This is a genomic window from Bradyrhizobium sp. SZCCHNS30572 (assembly GCF_032484415.1).
Taxonomy (GTDB): Bacteria; Pseudomonadota; Alphaproteobacteria; order Rhizobiales; family Xanthobacteraceae; genus Bradyrhizobium.
Window position 1 is genome coordinate 289,230 of record NZ_JAUESY010000010.1, and the last position, 18,672, is coordinate 307,901.

Sequence of the window (18,672 nt, forward strand, 5' to 3'; positions counted from 1 at the left end):
TGCCGTGATGCCGCATCGTTTCATCGTCGCGATCGTGATGCTTCTGCTGCTGGTGCCCGCGATCGCGTCCGCGGCGCCGTCGCACAAGCGCAAGGCGCACCGTTGGCAGGGCTATGGCTTCCTGCCCGGCTACAAGCAGCCGCCCAACAACAGCCTGCCGCTCTATGCCGACAAGGAGGCCATGCGCAACGGGCCGCGCGGCAGCCGCCGCCATTGGTATATCGACGGTACGCCGAAATACATGCTCTACAACGGCGAGTGGCATTATTTCGGCCAGCCCGGCTTCTATCGCGGCCATTACAATGGCGGCAGCTTCGGCCCGTGCTGGACGCGGACGCCGGTGGGGATGGTCTGGACTTGCGGTTAGGCCGCTCCTCCCACAACCGTCTCGTTCTCCCAAGGCTGCTGCTGCAACGCGGGCGACGGCGCGAGCAATCCCGTCTGGACAGCGGCCGCATTTCCCGCTGAAATGCCGTTCCTCAGAGGCAAAAGAAACGCGAGCCGTTCGTTCGGCCGACCGTGGAGGACCGCTTTGAATTCGTTCTGTACGCGCCTGTTCGGCGCGGTCGTCGCTTTGACTGTGCTTGCCGGTACTCCAGCCTTCGCCCAGCAACTCGAGTTGAAGGTCATGGCGCCGGCCGCGCCCGGCGGCGGCTGGGACCAGACCGCGCGGGCAATGCAGCAGGCCTTCGTGGCGTCGGGCGTGGCACGCAGCGTCCAGGTGACCAACGTCGCCGGCGCCGGCGGCACCGTCGGCATCGCGCAGTTCGTCACCGGCGCCAAGGGCGACGGCAACCAGCTGATGGTCAACGGCTTCGTGATGGTCGGCGCGCTCGCCATGAACAAGTCGCCGGTGACCCTGGAGCAGGTGACGCCGATCGCGCGGCTGACTGAGGAGATCCAGGTCATCGTCGTGCCGGCCGCATCGCCGATCAAGACCGCGCAGGATCTCGCCGCGGCGCTGAAGGCCGACATCGCCAAGGTCACCTTCGCCGGCGGCTCGGCCGGCGGTGTCGATCACGTCATGGCCGCGCTGTTCGCCGGCGCCGTCGGGGCCGACGCCAAGAAGGTCAACTACATCCCGTTCTCAGGCGGCGGCGAGTCGCTGGCGGCGATCCTCGGCGGCAAGGTCACCGCCGGCATTTCCGGCCTGTCCGAGTATGACGGGCAGATCAAGAGCGGCAAGCTGCGCGCGATCGGCATATCCTCGGAGAAGCGCATTCCCGGCGTCGACATCCCGACCTTCAAGGAGCAGGGCATCGATCTCGTGCTCGCCAACTGGCGCTCGGTCGTCGCTGCGCCCGGCATTACGCCGGAGCAGAAAAAGACGCTCAGCGAGGCCGTCGAGAAGATGGTGAAGTCGGATTCCTGGAAGGAGATCCTGAAACAGAAGGGCTGGGATGACGCCTATCTTCCGGGTGACGCCTTCGCCGAGTTCCTGAAGAAGGAGAACGTGCGCGTCACCGACGTGCTGAAGTCGGTCGGCCTCGTCAAGTCATGACGACGGAGCGCGCCGGCACCGAGACACCCGCCTCGGGAGGCGTCGACAAGGCCGGCATCGTCATTGCGGCGCTCCTGGCGGCCGTCGCGCTCGTGCTGGTCTACGACGCCAATCAGATCCCGGCGACCACGATGTACGGCATGGGCCCGCAGGTCATGCCGGTCGTGATCGCGATCGGGCTCGGCATTCTTGCACTGGCCAATCTGATCGATGCCGTCAGAGGCAACCTGCCGCCGCGCGAGAGCTCCGATCCGGTCGCGGTGCTGCTCATTCTTGTCGGACTTGCGCTGCTGATCGCCATCATCGGCTTCGGCGGCGGCTTCATCCTGGCGACGACGGCGCTGTTCGTGACGACGTCGGCGGCGTTCGGCCGGCGCGCCTTTGTCACCGATTTCGTCATCGGCGCGGTGCTGACGACCACGATCTATCTCGCCTTCGACCGCCTCCTGACCTTGAGCCTTCCCGCCGGTCCGCTCGAAAGACTGCTCTGATGGACACCTTTGCCGCGCTCGCGCATGGGATGGCGATCGCCGTCCAGCCCATGAACCTGCTCTATGCGCTGGTCGGCGTGTTCCTCGGCACCGCCGTCGGGGTGCTGCCGGGCATCGGGCCGGCGCTCACGGTCGCCCTGCTGCTGCCGGTCACCTACAAGCTCGATCCCGGCGGTTCGCTGATCATGTTCGCCGGCATCTATTATGGCGGCATGTATGGCGGATCGACCACCGCGATCCTGATCAACACGCCTGGCGAGAGCGCCTCGATGGCGACCGCGCTCGAGGGCAACAAGATGGCCAAGGCCGGCCGCGGCGGCCCGGCGCTGGCGACCGCGGCGATCGGCTCCTTCGTCGCAGGCACCATCGCCACGATCGGTCTCGCCTTCCTGTCGCCTTACCTCGTCGACATCGCTGTGCGCTTCGGGCCGGAGGACTACTTCGCGCTGATGTGCGTCGCCTTCGTCACGGTGTCCGCGACCTTCGGCGATTCACCGATCCGCGGCCTCACCAGCCTGTTCATTGGTCTCACGCTCGGCCTCATCGGCATCGACAAGCTCACCGGGCAGGCGCGGCTCGCCTTCGGCGTGCCGGAGCTGCTCGATGGCGTCGAGGTGACGACCTTGGCGGTCGGCCTGTTCGCGGTCGGCGAGGCGCTCTACGTCGCCTCGCGCCGGCATCATACCGAGGAGAAGATCGAGGCCATCAAGGGCTCGTTGTGGATGACGCGCGAGGACTGGAAGCGGTCGTGGAAGCCGTGGCTGCGCGGCACCATGTTCGGCTTTCCAATCGGCGCGCTGCCGGCGGGCGGGGCGGAGATCCCGACGTTCCTGTCCTATTCTGCCGAGCGGCGCCTGACCAAATATCCCGACCAATTCGGCAAAGGCGCGATCGAAGGCGTCGCCGGCCCTGAGGCCGCCAACAACGCTTCTGCCGCGGGCACCTTGGTGCCGCTGCTGACGCTCGGCCTGCCGACGTCGGCGACCGCCGCGATGATGCTCGCCGGCTTCCAGCAGTATGGTCTCAACCCGGGCCCGCTGTTGTTCGCCGAGCGGCCCGACCTGGTCTGGGGCCTGATCGCGAGCCTGTTCATCGCCAACACGATGCTGCTCGTCCTCAACCTGCCGCTGGTCGGCCTGTGGGTGAAGCTGCTCGCGATCCCGACACCATGGCTCTACGCTGGCATCCTCGTGTTCGCGACCATGGGCACGATCGCGGCAAAACCGTCGGTCGTGGAACTGTCGATGCTGGCCGGCTTCGGCGTGCTCGGCTTCCTGATGCGCCGGTTCGATTTCCCGATTGCGCCCGTCGTGGTCGGGCTCATCCTCGGGCCGATCGCCGAGAGCCAGTTGCGGCGGGCGCTCGCGATCAGCCTTGGGGACCCCATGACCCTGCTGCAGTCGCCGATCTCTGCAACGCTTCTGGTCGTCGCGCTGATTGCTCTGATCGCGCCGTTCATCTTGAAGGGACTCGGACGCTTCAAGGCGAATGAGGATTGAGTGCGGCCGCAAGCGGAAACCGCGCCATCGCACTGCAACATAACGTGACCGGAGGTGAGCGCGGAGATCGGGCGCAGCTTGAAACGATGTGCCCGCGATCTGGTTTGGGTTGAGCCATCGAGACCGGAGCCTGGAACTCCGGATCAGCCGAGGAAGCGTCTTTCGGGGCGTGTCACCCCAAACCGAAAGAGACCTGATGACCGATCGCTTCGATGACGGTTTCAAGCCAGCCCCCGCGCAACGTCCCGCCGCTCCGAAGACCGCAACCCAGCCACAGCGCCATCCCGTGATCCTCAGGGTGTCGGCGCTCGGCGTGGCCGGCATCCTCTCGGCGCTGATGCTGACCGCGGTGGTGCCGCCGATCGTGGCCGACCAGTCCGATCGCGCCGTGGTCGATGCGCCGGTGATGCTGCTGACGTCCCCGATCGCGGGCCAGGTCGATTCGCTCACGGCCAAGCCGGGTGGCGAGGTTCGGTCCGGCGACCGCCTCGCAGAGATCACCAATCCGCGGCTCGACCGCGCCACGCTCATCTCGCTGGAAGAAAAGGCGGGCGACGCGCGTCAGAAGCTCGACGCCACCCGCGCCAAGCATCAGTCCGACGTCGCTTATGTCAGCTCGCTCGATCGGGAGATCGCGAGCCAAGCCGGTCAGTTGAAGGCGCAGTTGCAGTCCCAGATCGAGGAGCTGCGTGCCCGCGTCGCGCAGTCGAACGCGCAGAGCAGCGAGAAGAAGGCCATCGTCGACCGCCAGAACCGCATGGTCGCGCGCGATGCCGCCAGCGTCGAGATGCTGAAGCCGACCGAGCAGCAATATGCGGCGGCGCTGCACGACACCGATGCGCAGACTGCCAAGCTGAACCAGAAGCTGACACAGCTGAAGGCGCTCGACGCCGGCGTCTATGTCGGCGAGGATCTGGTCGCGCTGAACATGCTCAGTCAGAAGCGCCGTGACATCGATCTCGATGCAAGGCGGATGGAGATCGAGGAGAAACAGCAGGCGGCCGTGCTCGATGATCTCGAGGGCCTGATCAAGTCGGAGCGCGCGCGGCTGGCGCGGCTCGCTGCCGCGGACGTGCTCTCGCCCGGTCCCGGCAAGGTGCTGGCGGTGGGCGCCGACACCGGACGCCACGTCAGCGCCGGCGATACGATCGCCTCGGTGGTCGATTGCGACAAGCGTTTTGTGGTCGCGATCTTCTCCTATCGCCAGGGCGAAGCGATGAAGCCGGGCACCAAGGTGCGCATCGATGGCGGCGGCTTCCATAGCGGCATCGTCAGCGCCGTGCTGCCGAAGACCAGCGACAAGGTCGACGAGCGCTTTGCCGTGCCATTTCCGCAGACCGAGCGGCGCGAGCTCTATGTCATGATCACACCTGATGCTGCCGACGAAAAACCGGCGGCGCAGCCGACCTCCGCGGCGACACCGGCCTGCACGGTGGGGCAGTGGGTCACCGTGACGCGCGACAATGGCATCGTGCCGTCGATGTCGGTGACATGGCGCCGGCTCGGCCACCTCGTTGCGTCGCTGACCGACCTGGACCCGTCTGAGCCGGACGAAGCGACGCGCCGTGCCGGTGTCACCAAGCTCGACTCCGCCTTGCGGTCGCACCCGGCGCAGCAGCCGGTATTGGACGAGCAGTGGCTTCCGACGGCGCGCGCGGTCTCGGCACAATGAGGCTTCTCTCCATGATGATGGCGGTGATCGCTCTGCTCGGCGGCGCATCGCCGATGCGGGCCGAGACTTCGCTCTGTGCGGGACTGGTGCAGGCCGTCGAGCCTGGCCTCGCCGGCCGTGACGCGGCGTTCATTCGCAGCTACGAGCCGGGTGCCGACGAGGAGGGGCTGCCGCTCGGCCTTTCGACGACGGCGTTCACCTATGACAACGCTCTGGCAGCGATCGCGCTGGTCGCATGCGGTCGCACCGACGAGGGCCGCGTGATCGGCAACGCGCTGGTGCATGCCGCCGCTCATGATCGCACCTTCGGCGATGGGCGCCTTCGCAATGCCTATCGCGCCGGTCCTGTCGGCCCCGGGGCGGCGCTGCTGCCGGGCTGGTGGGACGACCAGAAGAAGATCTGGGGCGAGGATGCCGCGCAGGACGGCACCGCGACCGGCAACGTCGCCTGGGCAGCGCTGGCGCTGCTGACGCTGCATCAGGCGACCGGCGAGGAGGACTACTTGTCCGGCGCGCGGCGCCTGATGGACTGGATCATTGCCAGCGCATCGAACGGAGCGGACGGCTTCAGCGGCGGTTATCACGGTTACGATCCGCAGCAGGTGCGCCTCAGCTGGATGTCGACCGAGCATAATGCCGATGTCTACGCCGTGGCCTCCTGGCTCCATCGTATCACATTGGAGCCGCGCTATCAGGATGCCGCGCAGACGGCGCGCCGCCTGCTCGATCGCACGTTCCGCGGCGATCGCTTCCTGCTCGGCACCAAGCCCGACGGCCACCTCGCCGACGACAATCTGCTCGCGCTCGACGTGCAGCTCTGGCCGTGGATGGCGGTGACGGATGCGCCCGACTGGCGCAGGGCGCTGCGCTTTGCCGAAACTCATCTTGCCGTCGACGGAGGCTTCGATTTCAACGGCGATCGCGACGGCGTCTGGGTCGAGGGCACCGCGCAGGCGGCGCTGGCCTATCGCATGGCCGGGGATGCCGCTGCCAGCGAGGAGCTGCTTGCAGGGTTGCGTGCCGACCGCACGGCAACGGGACTGCTGAACGCGACGCGCAACGCGCGCCTCACCACGGGTCTGTCGATCGACCCGACGGGCGCGACCACCATCCAGGACTTCTTCTACTACAAGCGCCCGCATCTCGGTGCTACCGCCTGGGCCGTGCTCGCCGAGACCGGCTGGAATCCTTTCACCGGCGCAAGGGTCCCCTGATGTTTCCGCTCCCCAGCAATGACGCCTCGGTGTTGACCACCGATCTCGGAGTCCTGCTCGGGCTCCTCGTGATGGCGCGTCTGCTCGATCCGACGCGCCGGCGCGACCGCCTGCTGTTCGGCGCTACCGCAGCGTCGTTCCTCCTGATCTACACGCTGTGGCGCTGGCACGACACGCTGCCGGTGTTCGACCTGACCCTGCAGGCGCTGTGGCCGCGGCTGTTCATCACGCTCGAGATCGTGGCGATCTCCTACACGCTGATGTCGATTCTGATCTTGACCCGCAGCGTCGACCGCTCGGGACAGGCCGACGCCGCGCAAGCTGCGTTGGCCGCACGGGGCGAGCAGCCGGCCGTGGACGTGTTCATCTGCACCTATGACGAGCCCATGGAGATAGTCGAGCGCTCGATCCTCGCCGCGCTCGCGCTCGACTATCCCAACAAGACCGTCTGGGTGCTCGACGACACCAGGCGCGATCGGCTCCGCGCCTTCTGCGACGAGGTCGGCGCGCGCCATCTGACGCGGCCCGACAACAAGGGCGCCAAGGCCGGCAATCTCAACAACGCGCTTGCGGCGACGGCGCAGCTATCGAACGCGCCGGTGATCCTGGTGCTCGATGCCGACTTCGCCCCGCGCCGCGACTTCCTCCAGCGGACGGTCGGCCTGCTGCTGTCCGAGCCCGATATCGCCGTCGTGCAGACGCCGCAATTCTACTACAACCCCGATCCGATCCAGCACAATCTGCTGGCGTCAAGCCACTGGGTCGACGACCAGCGCTTCTTCTTCGACGTGTTCCAACCGGCGAAGGACGCCTGGGGCTGCGCGTTTTGTGTCGGCACCTCCTTCGTCGTCCGCCGCGAGCGGCTCATGGAGATCGGCGGCTTCCCGCACGCGGCGATCTCCGAGGATCTCAACCTCACCTACACGCTGCTCAAGCGCGGCCATCGCACGGTCTGGCTGAACGAACCGCTCAGCTTCGGCCTCTCGGCGGAAGGCGTGCCCGAATACATCACCCAGCGCGCCCGCTGGTGCCTCGGCACGATCCAGGTCGCGCTCTTGCGCGATGGTCCGCTGCGCAGCCGCGGCTACAGCTTCACCCAGCGCTGGCACTTCCTGCATGGCGTGCTCAACTGGGCCTGCAAGCCGTTCATGGTGCTACTTCTGATCGCGCCGCCGATCTACTGGTTCGCCGGGCTGCCGGCGTTCGAGGCCGACTATCTGTCGTTCCTGCGCTACGGCGTGCCGGCGCTGCTCGGGACGATCATCTACATGGGCTGGATCTCGCGTTCCAAGACCCTGCCGCTGTTCATGGAAGCGACCCATGCAGTGACCTGCTTTGCCGTCACGGCCACCTTGCTCAGCGCGCTGGTCCGGCCGTTCGGCCGCCCCTTCAAGGTGACCGACAAGGGCGGCGACCGCTCCAAGCCGCGCGTCCACGGCAAGCTCGCCGCGATCTTCGGCGCGATCGCCGCGAGCTCGGCGGCGGCCATCGTCTGGGCGTTCGTGTCGCCGAATGCAGCCAGCGAGATTTCGTCGATCGACTACTTCAATCTGTTATGGGCCGGCATCGCGATGCTGATCGCCTTCATCGCGTTTCTCGTCTGCTTCGAGCTGCCGCGCGGCGAGGACCTGTTTCCGAGCGGCGAGGCGGGCTGGCTGGCGCAGAGCGGCGAGGTCGTGCCGTGCAAGATCGAGGCGCTGTCGCTGTCGTCGGCCCGCGTGGCCGGTCCACCGCATCATCGCATGACCCGGCCGGGCACCCGATTGCCGCTGCATCTCGACGGCCTCGGATGGCTCGAGGCGTCGGTCGAGGCCGTCTCCAGGACGACCACGCATCTGCGCCTGCAGCCCGACGAAGCGCAACGGCGGCAATTGGTGGTCCGCCTGTTCAGCTCATCCCGCGGCGTCATCACCGATCGCGCCCGCCTGCGCGGTGCGCTGGCAGGGCTGGCGCGACGCGGTTTCGTCGGGCGGTGACGTTCCCGATCGTGCTGTCGGGTAGGCAGAGAGGCCGCCGCAGGCGGCAGCGGGCCCGCCGTCGAACCTCGCACTTGTACGCGCGACGGTGGCACGGCGTCACCTCGAGCTCGCCTCGGAGAAGCATCACGGCAGCGCCTTTGCCTCCAGCTCGGGCCTGGCTCCGGTCGCGATCCCCGGCGTAGGCGCAGCCATCCGGCAGAGGCTTATCGGTTGGTTAAGACTAACGCGAGAATACCTCCGATGTCCTGGCAGGCGCCGACGGCGCTGCAAAGCCGGCTGCGATATGACTTGGGGCGCTGACTTCGCAGCATCGCGGACCGGACGCGGGCTGCGCGACAGAGGCAGGACAAGTCGGGCATGGATGCTGGAACGCAGAGGGCAACGGCTGACACCGCGCGCACGGCGTGGATCGATTTCGCGCGCGGCCTCGGTGTCATCCTGGTGGTGTACGGTCATGTGCTTGGCGGTCTGGTGCGCCCCGGCATCTTCCCGGATGGAGCCGTCGCGCGCTGGATGGACTACACGCTCTATACGTTCCACATGCCGCTGTTCTTCTTCCTGGCCGGCTTGAACGTGCAGCACAGCTTGCGGCGCGGCGCGCGTCCTTTCCTCACCTCCAAGCTCTGGACCATCGCCTATCCCTACGTGCTGTGGTCGCTGATCCAGGGCGGGATCACGATGCTGCTGGCGCGGGATGCCAACATCCCGATTCATCCCGGCGATCTCGCCGCGATCTGGTATCGTCCGATCGCACAGTTCTGGTTTCTCTACGCGCTGATGATCTGCCACGTGATCGCGGTGCTGGTCCCGTCGCGGACGGTTTTGACCACGCTCGCGCTGGCCGGGCTCGGCGTGTTCTTCGCGCTGCCGATCCGGCCTGACCTCGCGCTCACGCTGCATCATCTGCCGTTCTACGTCGCGGGCGTCTACGGTGTCAGCGTCGTGGCGGAATGGCGGCCGTTCGGCTGGTCCGCGTTGGCCGTGATCGGGATCGCGTTTGCGGCCGCAGTGGCGCTGGGCGGCCAGCTGTCCGGCATGGACGCCAACGGGCTCGCCTCCCTGCCGGCCTGTGTGCTCGGGATCGCCGGCACGGTCGGGCTCTGCAAGCTGCTCGCGCCAACGAGCCATCGCTGGCTGGCGGCCGCAGGCGTCGCGTCGATGACGATCTATGTGCTGCACATCCTTGCCGGCTCGGGCATGCGGATCATCATGCTGAAGCTGCACATCCCGCCATCGCCATGGGTCTATCTGCTGGCCGGAACGGCGGCCGGCGTGGTGCTTCCTCTGATCGCACATGCCATCCTGCGGCGGCTCAATCTGCTGGCCGTCTTCGGGCTCGCACCGCCGGCCTCCCGCAAGCCCCAGACTGCGGCGATCACGCCGCGCGCTGCAACGTCCGATCAGGCGCCGGCCTGATGCTGCCGAGCGGCGACGGTGCGCCGTGCTCCGTCGGCCATCTGGTCGAGCGGACAGGCCATCGCGACGAGCATCCAGAACAGCGCCGAGACCTCGCCGGAGGAGATGCTGGTCAGCGGCAGCTGAATCAAGAGCGCACTGATGGCGAGCGCCCCGAGCACGGCGCCCTCGCGCGTCGGTATCCGCCACGCGGCGCCGGTGGCGGCGAGCCCAACCCAGACATAGGCCGCGAGGCAGATCAGTCCGACCGGAATGCCCATCGTCACCCAGCTTGCGATGATCTGCCCGTCGATCGGCATCGCGCCGGCGACGCCGACGTCGGTGATGGTGAAGCCCGATCCCAGGACCATGCTGTTCGGCGCATTCCACAGCGTGACGAACTCATCCAGCCGCTCGCTGCCGCTGCTGTCCTGCGACACGCTGCCGAGCGATTCCAGACGGGAGGTGATGACCTCCGCGAACGGCGTGAACATGACGGTGACGATCACCGCGCCGACCAATCCGACCGTGATCGATACGGCCCGACGCCGCGTCGCGGGGAACAACATGCAGAACAGCACGCCCACCGCAAGCGTGATCCAGCTGGTGCGGTAGAGCGACAGCAACAGGCCGAGCGCCGCGGGCGCCATCGCCGCCATTGCCAGCCATCCCGGGCGCAGGAAGCCCACCAGCAGCAGGCCGGTGGCCGTGAAGGTCGCGTAGCTGGCCGGGCCGTTCATCGTGCTGAACACGCGCACCATGTAGGGCAGCGGATAGCCGGCCGAGGTGATGCTGGCATTCACCATCCAGAACCGATCCCAGCCTTGCGGATCGACATATTGCCAGATGCCGTAAAGGCCGGTGACGGGCAGCACCAGCAGGAATACGCGCGTGATTGCATCGAGCAGGGCGCCGTCGGATCGCGCCCGCTGCTGCAGGGCGATCGCATAGAGTACGGGCGCGGCCCATTTCATTCCGCCATTGGCGGCGTTGAACCAGTCGTTCTGGAAGATCGACAGCGCGCCGCCATAGACGATGCAGGCGAGGACGATGAAGGGCGCCACGAGCCAGGGATTGCCCGGCCTGTCCTTGTCCGAGGGCGAAAGCACCAGACTCGGAACTGGCGCGATGATGAACAGCAGCGGGCCGCTCAGCATGACGCCGGACGAATCGAATCCTGCGGAGATGTCGACCAGGCGGCGCACGAAAGGAGCAAAGGCGAACATCAGGATCGCCGACTGCACGTGGGCCGCGGGGCTGCGACGCCACGCGAACCAGCCGGCCACCGCGCAGCCGAGGATGAAGGCTGGTCTGACGATGCCGCCGAGTGCCGGGGCGGCAAGCGCCGTCGCTGCCAGGAGAAGCGCGGACGGCCAACAGTTCATCGCCATCGCCGCGAGCGGCTGCGGATCGATTCGGCTCTCTTTCATGAAGTCGGACTATAATGGAAATCCGGTCTCCTCAGGCATGTTCGAGGCTGGGAGTCAGATGCCCGGCGCCTGAGGCGGCCGTCAACCGAGGCGACGAAAGAAGTGATCCGAGCATGATGCGACGCGCAATCGTGGCCACGCTTGTCGCAGCGTGGTTGGCCGTCTCGTTGACCGCGACGGCAGGAGCTGCGGAGGTGCTGCCGGCCCGCGATGTCTGCCAGCCGACCACCTCGGCCAAATCGCGCGACGGCAATTGCGTTCCCTGCGCCGTCGGACCCATCTCGACCGCCCCTGGGTTCCTGGCACTGCTGGAGCAGGTGCGCACGCGGCGCGCCGCCTTTGCCGACATCGACCGTCGTATCGATGGCGCGAGCGGAGACCCGGAGGTGCAGAGCCTGCTGCAGGGACGCAACCTGGCCCGTGCACTGTACGGTTCTGACGCGGATTTCATCGCGGGCGGCAACGCCTCGCGCTGCCTCCTGCCGGACAACGAGGCCGTGCGTGCCAGGGCCACGCCGGTTGCCTGCGACGCGATTCCGCGCGAGGGGCTGGTGGTGCTTCTGACCGCGGGCCAGTCGAACATCTCCAACACCGGCGCGCCCGATCAGAGTGGCCGGCTCTATCAGCCTCACAACCGGTTCTACAATTTCGACCGCTTCGACGGCCGCTGCTACGTGGCGCGCAATCCATTGCTGGGAACGCCGGGCGAGGGCGAGAACGTCGCCACCCGGTTGGGCGACGAATTGATCGATCGCGGGCTGGCGAAGACGGTCGTGATCGCACCCGTTGCGATCGGCGGGACTTATCTCGAGGAGTGGCGCGCCCGCGGCGGCAAGTATTTCGAGGTGCTGCTCGCAACCGTCGCCGGCCTGCGCGACGTAGGTCTCGAACCGAGCGCGGTGCTCTGGCATCAGGGCGAGTACAACGCCTTCGCGTTCTCCACCAATGGTGCGGAGGACGGCGCGTCCCTGCACGTCACTGCGAAAATGAAGGAAGCGGGACGACTGTCCTACTTGCGCAATTATCTTGAGATCGTTGCCGGCCTGCGGGCGGCCGACCTGACGGCGCCGATCTTCGTCGCCACGGCGACGCTCTGCGGCAGTGTTCCCGACGAGATCATCCGTTCAGCCCAGGCCGCCGTGCCGAACCCGGCACTCGGCGTTTATCCTGGCCCGGATACCGACCAGATCGGGCTCAAGCTGCGCCACGATGGCTGCCACATGAGCCATGCCGGCACCGAGTTGCACGCGCGGATGTGGGCCGATCGCCTGGCCGACTACTGGAAGTCCGGGGCGAGGCGGCCTTGAGCCGGAAGCGGGACGATCAGCCGAGCTTCTGATCCCGCGCATCATGCGTGGTCTCGCTCGCCGATTTCCTGGCGGCCTTCTCCGCGCCCTTCTCGGCGCCCTTGCGGCTCGCGATCGCGGCCACCTTGCGGCCTGAGATCTCGCTGCCGGCGTCATCAGGCATCTGCCAGAACAGGATCGACGACAGCGCCGACGTGATCGCGACGACAATGAAGGCGGGCGCGAAGGACGCCGCGGTGAGCTGGCTCGCGCCGTGCATCCACATCGTGGTCTCCACCGAGAACGCGCCGACCGCGACGCCGGCGGAGATCGCGAGCTGCTGGTTGACGCTGGTGAGCGTCGTGGCGCGGCTCATCTGGGCGGTCTCGACCTCGGCATAGGCGACGGTGTTGATCGCGGTGAACTGCAGCGAGCGGAAGAAGCCGCCGACCACGAGAATGATCAGGATCAGCAGCAGCGGGGTCGCCGGCGTGAACAGCGCGCAGGCGGCGAGGAAGACCGAACTGACGACGGCATTGACGGTCATCAGATGGCGGAAGCCGAAGGCGCGGATGAGGCGCGCGGCCAGCGCCTTCATGCCCATTGCGCCGGCGGAGGAGCCGAAGGTGACGAGGCCGGACTGGAACGGCGACAGCCCGAAGCCGAGCTGCATCAGCAGCGGCAGCAGGAAGGGCAGGGCGCCGATGCCCAGGCGAAACATGAAGCCGCCGACGATCGAGGCACGCAGGGTCGGCAGCCGCAGCAGCGAGAAATCGAGCACAGGAGAGTTGGTGCGCCAGGAGTGGCGGACGTAGAGCGTCATCGAGATCGCGCCGATCGCAACGAGACTCGCGACCACCGGCCACGGCAGCAGGTTGAGACCGGCGACCGAGAGACCGAAGGCGAGGCCCGCGAGGCCGATGCCGGCCAGCACCATGCCATAGAGATCGAACGGCTCGGGATTGTCGCTCTTGATCGGATCGATGAAGCGCAGCGCCATGATGATGCCGACGATGCCGATCGGGATGTTGATCAGGAAGATCCAGTGCCAGGAGAAATAGGTGGTGATGAAGCCGCCGACCGGCGGCCCGATGACGGGACCGATCAGCGCGGGGATGGTGACCCAGGCCATGGCGCCGACGAGGGCGCTCTTGTCGACGGAACGCAAGAGAACGAGGCGCCCGACCGGCGTCATCATCGCCCCGCCCATGCCCTGCAGGATGCGCGCGAATACGAAATTCTCGACCGAGTTGGCGAGCGCGCAGCCGATCGAGCCGATCATGAACACGGCGACCGCGCTCGAGAACACGCGCCGCGCGCCGAAGCGGTCGGCGGTCCAGCCGCTCGCCGGGATGAATACCGCCAGCGACAGCAGATAGGAGGTGATGGCGAGCTTGAGCGTCAGCGGGCTGGTGCCGATGTCCCTGGCGATCGCCGGCAGCGAGGTCGCGATGACCGTGGAGTCCATGTTCTCCATGAACAGGGCGGTGGCGACGATCAGCGGAATGACGCGTTGCTTGTTCATCGGAGGTCGGCAGCGGGAGGAGGAGGGCGGGCGCCGGGGCTTTAACACCCTGCGGCGAACGAGGCCATTGCGCTGCTGGCATGGCCCCCTAGATGCAGCGTGACGCTGCCGCGTCCCGTTTTGTTGGAGATGTGCCGATGATCTACCTGCTCGCCGCTTTGGTGCCGCCGCTGGGTCTGCTGCTCAACGGGCAGCCGTTCGCGGCGATCTTCAACCTGCTGCTGTGTCTGGTGTGCCTGGTCCTCGGCCTGTTCTTCCACGTCATGCTGCTGGTGCCCTCGGCGCACGCTTTGGTCGCCGTGCACATGCGGCGGGAGGACCGGCGGCACCGCGAGGTGGTCGAGGCCATCCGCCGCTACGGGCCACCGCCGGGCGCATGGCGCTAGAGGCGCGGAACTTCTGCTCCGGAATCGGGGTCTTCGCGACCTTTTGTTGCGCGTTTCGGACCCGATCAGGGCCGGTCTGGGCCGTTCTTCGCAATCGCGGGAGGACAGCGGATCGGCCCTTTGATTCGTCACAGGCCCATGCTATCGACCCGCGTCAACCCCACCGATGGGCACCGATTCGACGGCGAGGCATGGTCTCGACGGCGGCGTCGCTCATCCGTACCCGCATCGCGGCCGTTTTGGCCGCAGACAAGGAGTTGACGATGGCGACCGTCCAGACACTTCGCGAAGCCTTCACCTTCGACGACGTGCTCTTGAAGCCGGGCCTGTCCGATGTGCTGCCCTCCGAGGTCGACATCCGCTCGCGCGTGACGCGCGAGATCCCGCTCAACATTCCGATCATGGCCTCCGCCATGGATACCGTCACCGAGGCGCGCATGGCGATCGCCATGGCGCAGGCCGGCGGTATCGGCGTCATCCACCGCAATTTCGATCCCGAGGGCCAGGCCGCCCAGGTGCGCCAGGTCAAGAAGTTCGAGTCGGGCATGGTGGTGAACCCGCTGACCATCGCGCCGGACGCCACGCTCGCCGACGCGCTGGCGCTGATGAAGGACTACGGCTTCTCCGGCATCCCGGTGGTCACCGGCGGCGGCAAGGGCATCCCCGGCAAGCTGGTCGGCATCCTCACCAATCGCGACGTGCGCTTCGCCACCGATCCGCGCCAGAAGATCTCCGAGCTGATGACGCATGAGAACCTCGTCACCGTGCGCGAGGGCGTCGGCCAGGACGAGGCCAAGAAGATCCTGCACAAGCACCGCATCGAGAAGCTGCTCGTCGTCGACGACCAGTATCGCTGCGTCGGCCTGATCACCGTGAAGGACATGGAGAAGGCGGTCGCGCATCCGCTGGCCTGCAAGGACGGCCAGGGCCGCCTGCGCGTCGCCGCCGCGACCACCGTGGGCGAGGGCGGCTTCGAGCGCACCGAGAAGCTGATCGAGGCCGGTGTCGACCTCGTCGTGGTCGACACCGCGCACGGCCATTCCTCGCGCGTGCTCGAGGCGGTCAACCGCATCAAGCGCATCTCCAACGCGGTGCAGGTGATCGCCGGCAACATCGCCACCCGCGACGGCGCCCAGGCGCTGATCGATGCCGGCGCAGACGCGGTCAAGGTCGGCATCGGCCCGGGCTCGATCTGCACCACGCGCATCGTCGCCGGGGTCGGCGTGCCGCAGCTCACCGCGATCATGGATGCGGTCGAGGCCGCCAAGAAGGCCGACGTACCGGTGATCGCCGATGGCGGCATCAAGTTCTCCGGCGACCTCGCCAAGGCGCTCGCCGCCGGTGCCGATGTCGCCATGGTCGGTTCGCTGCTCGCCGGCACCGACGAGACCCCGGGCGAAGTGTTCCTGTGGCAGGGCCGCTCCTACAAGGCCTATCGCGGCATGGGCTCGGTCGGCGCGATGGCGCGCGGCTCGGCCGACCGCTACTTCCAGCAGGACATCAAGGACACCTTGAAGCTCGTGCCGGAGGGCATCGAGGGCCAGGTGCCGTACAAGGGCCCGGTCGGCAACGTCATGCACCAGCTCGCCGGCGGCCTCCGTGCAGCCATGGGCTATGTCGGCGCCAAGGATCTCGGCGAATTTCACTCCAAGGCCGAGTTCGTCCGCATCACCGGCGCCGGCCTGCGCGAAAGCCACGTCCACGACGTGACGATCACCCGCGAAAGCCCGAACTATCCGGGTGGGGCGTAAGCCATACCCACGTCATTCCGGGGCAGCGCGACGCGCAACGCGCGGCGTGCTGAACCCGGAATCCCGATATTGTCTTGCATCATCACCTGCGCACCTCACCTCTGGATTCCGGGTTCGCGCTAACGCGCGCCCCGGAATGACGGAGGAGAGGGCACCGCTCCCTCAGCAAGCATAATAACATCAGGAGGAAACACCATGTCCCAAGCCAAGCGCATCGTTCTCGCCGCCCGTCCCGTCGGCGAGCCCAAGCCCACTGATTTCCGTCTCGAGGACTACGCCGTCCCGACGCCCGGTGCTGGCGAGGTGCTGCTGCGCACGATCTGGCTGTCGCTCGATCCGTATATGCGCGGGCGCATGAGCGACGGGCCGTCCTATGCCCAGCCGGTGCCGGTCGGCGGCGTGATGGAGGCGGGCACCGTGTGCGAGGTGGTGGCCTCGAACAATCCCGGCTTCAAGGCCGGCGACATCGTGCTGGCGCGCGCCGGCTGGCAGACGCACGCGATCTCCGACGGCAAGGGCCTCGCCAAGGTCGATCCGAAGCTGGCGCCGATCTCGACCGCGGTGGGCGTGCTCGGCATGCCCGGCATGACCGCCTACACCGGCCTGCTCGACATCGGCCAGCCAAAGGCCGGCGAGACCGTGGTGGTCGCCGCGGCCTCGGGCGCGGTCGGCTCGGCGGTCGGGCAGATCGCCAGGATCAAGGGCGCCCGCGCCATCGGCATCGCCGGCGGCAAGGACAAATGCGACTATGTGAAGAACGAGTTCGGCTTCGACGACTGCCTCGACCATCGCGATCCCGACCTCCCGGCGAAGCTGAAAGAAGCCTGTCCCAAGGGCATCGACGTCTATTTCGAGAATGTCGGCGGCCCGGTGTTCGAGGCGGTGTTTCCGCTGTTCAACGCCTTCGCCCGCATGCCGGTCTGCGGCCTGATCGCGCATTACAACGACACCCAGTCGGTGGCGCCGAAATGGGCCGGCGCCCTGATGCGCAACGTGCTGACCAAGCGGCTGACCATCCGCGGCTTCATCGTCAGCGATTTCGCCTCCCGCCATGGCGACTTCCTCAAGGACATGTCGACCTGGGTCCGCGACGGCAAGGTCAAGTACAAGGAGTTCGTCACCGAGGGCCTGGAGAACGCGCCGTCCGCGTTCATGGGCCTGCTCAAGGGCGCCAATTTCGGCAAGCAATTGGTAAGAGTCGGCCCGGACCACTGATAACGTTGCTGATTTTTCTCTGGCGTACCAGTTTGCGTACCAGAAACGTGGCAACAAAAAACCCGCTCAGGACCCCCTGGGCGGGCTATCTGACGATGCGCTTCGGCTTACCGTCCAAACCGATGGGATGCGTCTAGAACCGGATCAAAAGTACCCGGCAGGGCGTGGCGGTAAACCTTGCGGATGGTCGCGACCGACACCCCGGTAAACTGGCTAACCAGTTCGATATCGGTTCCGCTGGCAAGATACCAGCTAATTGAGGTGTGCCGCAGGGTGTGCCGGACAACCCTCATCTTGGGGTTATCGGTCGCAAGCCCGGCCTCTTTTACGGCCGTATCCCAACCCTTGCGTAGGCGATGGATCGACCGGCCGTTGTATTCGATGACAGAGTGCTTGCTGATGCCGAGCCGCTGCCAGCGCCTCATATGGGCAAGTAGCCGGGGAGGCAGAGGCGTCGTGGGTTGACGCTTTGACGTTTCAATCTTGCCAGCTGGTTTGCGCCGAAAGATGCCTCGCTCCAGGTCTACAAAGCCCCGGTGCAGGCTTGGGGTCAAAGCGGCGCCGCAGATATCACCAGCACGGGAGCCGGTATACAAGCCGACGAGAATAAACCGGGCGACATGGCGGGACGTGTAGACCTTGCCGCCGTTAAAACCCTCATGGTGTAGCCGCCATGCGGCACGGATCAGTTTGGCCGCCTCTTGCCTCGTCAACCAGCGCTCGCGCGGTTGAGGTGCATCGGGCAGCGTTGGGGTGAACTTGACCTGTACCCCGCCAACATTCCTTTTGAGGTAACGATTCACGGCAGCAGCGAGGATTTTGAGTTCACGCCATGCGGAGGGCTGGAAAATCCGCTCCGCCGCATACCGCTCTTGCAGTTCGCCGTTAAGATCGCCAACAACACGATCACCGAACCAATTGCCTATCCGTTCGCACAGACTGATGAGTTGCTTTTTGCGAACGTCGGTGATGTCCGACTTGGCAATATGCTGCATCTCCAGCGACATAATGTCGGCTATCTTGGCCTGATTGGGGTCACCTTGGCGGATGGCTTTGGCTGGATCATGCTTCTTGAGGATGTACGCCCCAAGCTTTCTTTCAGCGCCATCGCGGTCGCGTTCATCGCATCCAGTGCCAAGGGTTTGCTGCCCGTCACGGATGACCCATCTGGCGGGCCGGTCCCGATAGCGCTTGAGTTCAAGTCGCGGTCCTTTGCTTTTACGAGGCATGGTTCTGTTATCTCCCCTATGGCGCCGAGCGTCGTGTAGTACCTTCCGGCAAGCTTCACGGCCTTGAGCTGGCCGTTTGCAATCATTCGGCGCAACGTC

The 18,672-nt window shown here is 66.5% G+C and carries 15 protein-coding genes; 12 read left to right on the top strand and 3 right to left on the bottom strand.

The window, feature by feature from the left end:
- Positions 1 to 7 precede the first annotated feature (7 nt).
- From QX048_RS28440 to QX048_RS28475, 8 genes are all read left to right on the top strand, one after another.
- Positions 8 to 367, top strand: a complete 360-nt coding sequence (locus QX048_RS28440; protein ID WP_315714422.1) for a hypothetical protein — start codon at positions 8 to 10, stop codon at positions 365 to 367.
- A gap of 165 nt (positions 368 to 532) precedes the next feature.
- Positions 533 to 1,501 carry a Bug family tripartite tricarboxylate transporter substrate binding protein gene (locus tag QX048_RS28445; RefSeq protein ID WP_315714421.1) on the top strand — a complete coding sequence of 323 codons (969 nt, stop codon included), beginning with the start codon at positions 533 to 535 and terminating at the stop codon, positions 1,499 to 1,501.
- A complete protein-coding gene (locus QX048_RS28450) occupies positions 1,498 to 1,992 on the top strand; it encodes a tripartite tricarboxylate transporter TctB family protein (RefSeq protein ID WP_315714420.1) in 495 nt (164 codons plus the stop codon). Before QX048_RS28445 ends, QX048_RS28450 begins: the two co-directional genes overlap by 4 nt.
- The gene (locus tag QX048_RS28455) at positions 1,992 to 3,491 is read left to right on the top strand and encodes a tripartite tricarboxylate transporter permease (RefSeq protein WP_315714419.1); all 1,500 of its coding nucleotides are present in this window, start codon (positions 1,992 to 1,994) and stop codon (positions 3,489 to 3,491) included. Before QX048_RS28450 ends, QX048_RS28455 begins: the two co-directional genes overlap by 1 nt.
- A 196-nt stretch (positions 3,492 to 3,687) precedes the next feature.
- A complete protein-coding gene (locus QX048_RS28460) occupies positions 3,688 to 5,163 on the top strand; it encodes an HlyD family secretion protein (protein WP_315749781.1) in 1,476 nt (491 codons plus the stop codon).
- Between the two features lie 11 nt (positions 5,164 to 5,174).
- The gene (locus QX048_RS28465) at positions 5,175 to 6,377 is read left to right on the top strand and encodes a hypothetical protein (protein ID WP_409999261.1); all 1,203 of its coding nucleotides are present in this window, start codon (positions 5,175 to 5,177) and stop codon (positions 6,375 to 6,377) included.
- A complete protein-coding gene (locus QX048_RS28470) occupies positions 6,377 to 8,353 on the top strand; it encodes a cellulose synthase catalytic subunit (protein ID WP_315827410.1) in 1,977 nt (658 codons plus the stop codon). The genes QX048_RS28465 and QX048_RS28470 overlap by 1 nt, the downstream gene beginning before the upstream one ends.
- Before the next feature lie 360 nt (positions 8,354 to 8,713).
- Positions 8,714 to 9,772 (top strand): acyltransferase, encoded by a 1,059-nt coding sequence (locus QX048_RS28475; RefSeq protein ID WP_315827411.1) that lies wholly within the window; start codon positions 8,714 to 8,716, stop codon positions 9,770 to 9,772.
- Here the strand turns inward: QX048_RS28475 and QX048_RS28480 are convergent.
- Entirely contained in the window at positions 9,757 to 11,181 is a 1,425-nt protein-coding gene (locus tag QX048_RS28480; protein WP_315827412.1) for an O-antigen ligase domain-containing protein, read from the bottom strand. The genes QX048_RS28475 and QX048_RS28480 overlap by 16 nt on opposite strands.
- Before the next feature lie 113 nt (positions 11,182 to 11,294).
- On the opposite strand from QX048_RS28480, the gene QX048_RS28485 reads away from it, so the two are divergent.
- Positions 11,295 to 12,488, top strand: a complete 1,194-nt coding sequence (locus QX048_RS28485; RefSeq protein ID WP_315827413.1) for a sialate O-acetylesterase — start codon at positions 11,295 to 11,297, stop codon at positions 12,486 to 12,488.
- Between the two features lie 16 nt (positions 12,489 to 12,504).
- Here the strand turns inward: QX048_RS28485 and QX048_RS28490 are convergent, their stop codons facing one another.
- Positions 12,505 to 13,992 (bottom strand): MDR family MFS transporter, encoded by a 1,488-nt coding sequence (locus QX048_RS28490; RefSeq protein WP_315749788.1) that lies wholly within the window; start codon positions 13,990 to 13,992, stop codon positions 12,505 to 12,507.
- A 137-nt stretch (positions 13,993 to 14,129) separates the two neighbouring features.
- On the opposite strand from QX048_RS28490, the gene QX048_RS28495 reads away from it, so the two are divergent.
- From QX048_RS28495 to QX048_RS28505, 3 genes are all read left to right on the top strand, one after another.
- Positions 14,130 to 14,378 carry a hypothetical protein gene (locus QX048_RS28495; protein WP_315714411.1) on the top strand — a complete coding sequence of 83 codons (249 nt, stop codon included), beginning with the start codon at positions 14,130 to 14,132 and terminating at the stop codon, positions 14,376 to 14,378.
- A 263-nt stretch (positions 14,379 to 14,641) separates the two neighbouring features.
- Positions 14,642 to 16,129, top strand: a complete 1,488-nt coding sequence (guaB, locus tag QX048_RS28500) for an IMP dehydrogenase (protein ID WP_315827414.1) — start codon at positions 14,642 to 14,644, stop codon at positions 16,127 to 16,129.
- 195 nt (positions 16,130 to 16,324) lie between these two features.
- Positions 16,325 to 17,344 carry an NADP-dependent oxidoreductase gene (locus QX048_RS28505; RefSeq protein WP_316200789.1) on the top strand — a complete coding sequence of 340 codons (1,020 nt, stop codon included), beginning with the start codon at positions 16,325 to 16,327 and terminating at the stop codon, positions 17,342 to 17,344.
- Between the two features lie 107 nt (positions 17,345 to 17,451).
- Here QX048_RS28505 and QX048_RS28510 read toward each other — a convergent pair whose 3' ends face one another.
- Positions 17,452 to 18,573 (bottom strand): tyrosine-type recombinase/integrase, encoded by a 1,122-nt coding sequence (locus QX048_RS28510; protein WP_316200790.1) that lies wholly within the window; start codon positions 18,571 to 18,573, stop codon positions 17,452 to 17,454.
- Between the last annotated feature and the right edge of the window lie 99 nt (positions 18,574 to 18,672).

Excerpts from the sequence above, each read along its gene's own strand:
- QX048_RS28510 (WP_316200790.1), bottom strand. The coding sequence starts at position 18,573 with ATGCCTCGTAAAAGCAAAGGACCGCGACTTGAACTCAAGCGCTATCGG.
- QX048_RS28480 (WP_315827412.1), bottom strand. The coding sequence starts at position 11,181 with ATGAAAGAGAGCCGAATCGATCCGCAGCCGCTCGCGGCGATGGCGATG.
- QX048_RS28460 (WP_315749781.1), top strand. The coding sequence starts at position 3,688 with ATGACCGATCGCTTCGATGACGGTTTCAAGCCAGCCCCCGCGCAACGT.
- QX048_RS28455 (WP_315714419.1), top strand. The coding sequence starts at position 1,992 with ATGGACACCTTTGCCGCGCTCGCGCATGGGATGGCGATCGCCGTCCAG.
- QX048_RS28485 (WP_315827413.1), top strand. The coding sequence starts at position 11,295 with ATGATGCGACGCGCAATCGTGGCCACGCTTGTCGCAGCGTGGTTGGCC.
- QX048_RS28470 (WP_315827410.1), top strand. The coding sequence starts at position 6,377 with ATGTTTCCGCTCCCCAGCAATGACGCCTCGGTGTTGACCACCGATCTC.
- QX048_RS28495 (WP_315714411.1), top strand. The coding sequence starts at position 14,130 with ATGATCTACCTGCTCGCCGCTTTGGTGCCGCCGCTGGGTCTGCTGCTC.
- QX048_RS28490 (WP_315749788.1), bottom strand. The coding sequence starts at position 13,992 with ATGAACAAGCAACGCGTCATTCCGCTGATCGTCGCCACCGCCCTGTTC.
- guaB (WP_315827414.1), top strand. The coding sequence starts at position 14,642 with ATGGCGACCGTCCAGACACTTCGCGAAGCCTTCACCTTCGACGACGTG.
- QX048_RS28465 (WP_409999261.1), top strand. The coding sequence starts at position 5,175 with ATGATGATGGCGGTGATCGCTCTGCTCGGCGGCGCATCGCCGATGCGG.
- QX048_RS28440 (WP_315714422.1), top strand. The coding sequence starts at position 8 with ATGCCGCATCGTTTCATCGTCGCGATCGTGATGCTTCTGCTGCTGGTG.
- QX048_RS28505 (WP_316200789.1), top strand. The coding sequence starts at position 16,325 with ATGTCCCAAGCCAAGCGCATCGTTCTCGCCGCCCGTCCCGTCGGCGAG.
- QX048_RS28450 (WP_315714420.1), top strand. The coding sequence starts at position 1,498 with ATGACGACGGAGCGCGCCGGCACCGAGACACCCGCCTCGGGAGGCGTC.
- QX048_RS28475 (WP_315827411.1), top strand. The coding sequence starts at position 8,714 with ATGGATGCTGGAACGCAGAGGGCAACGGCTGACACCGCGCGCACGGCG.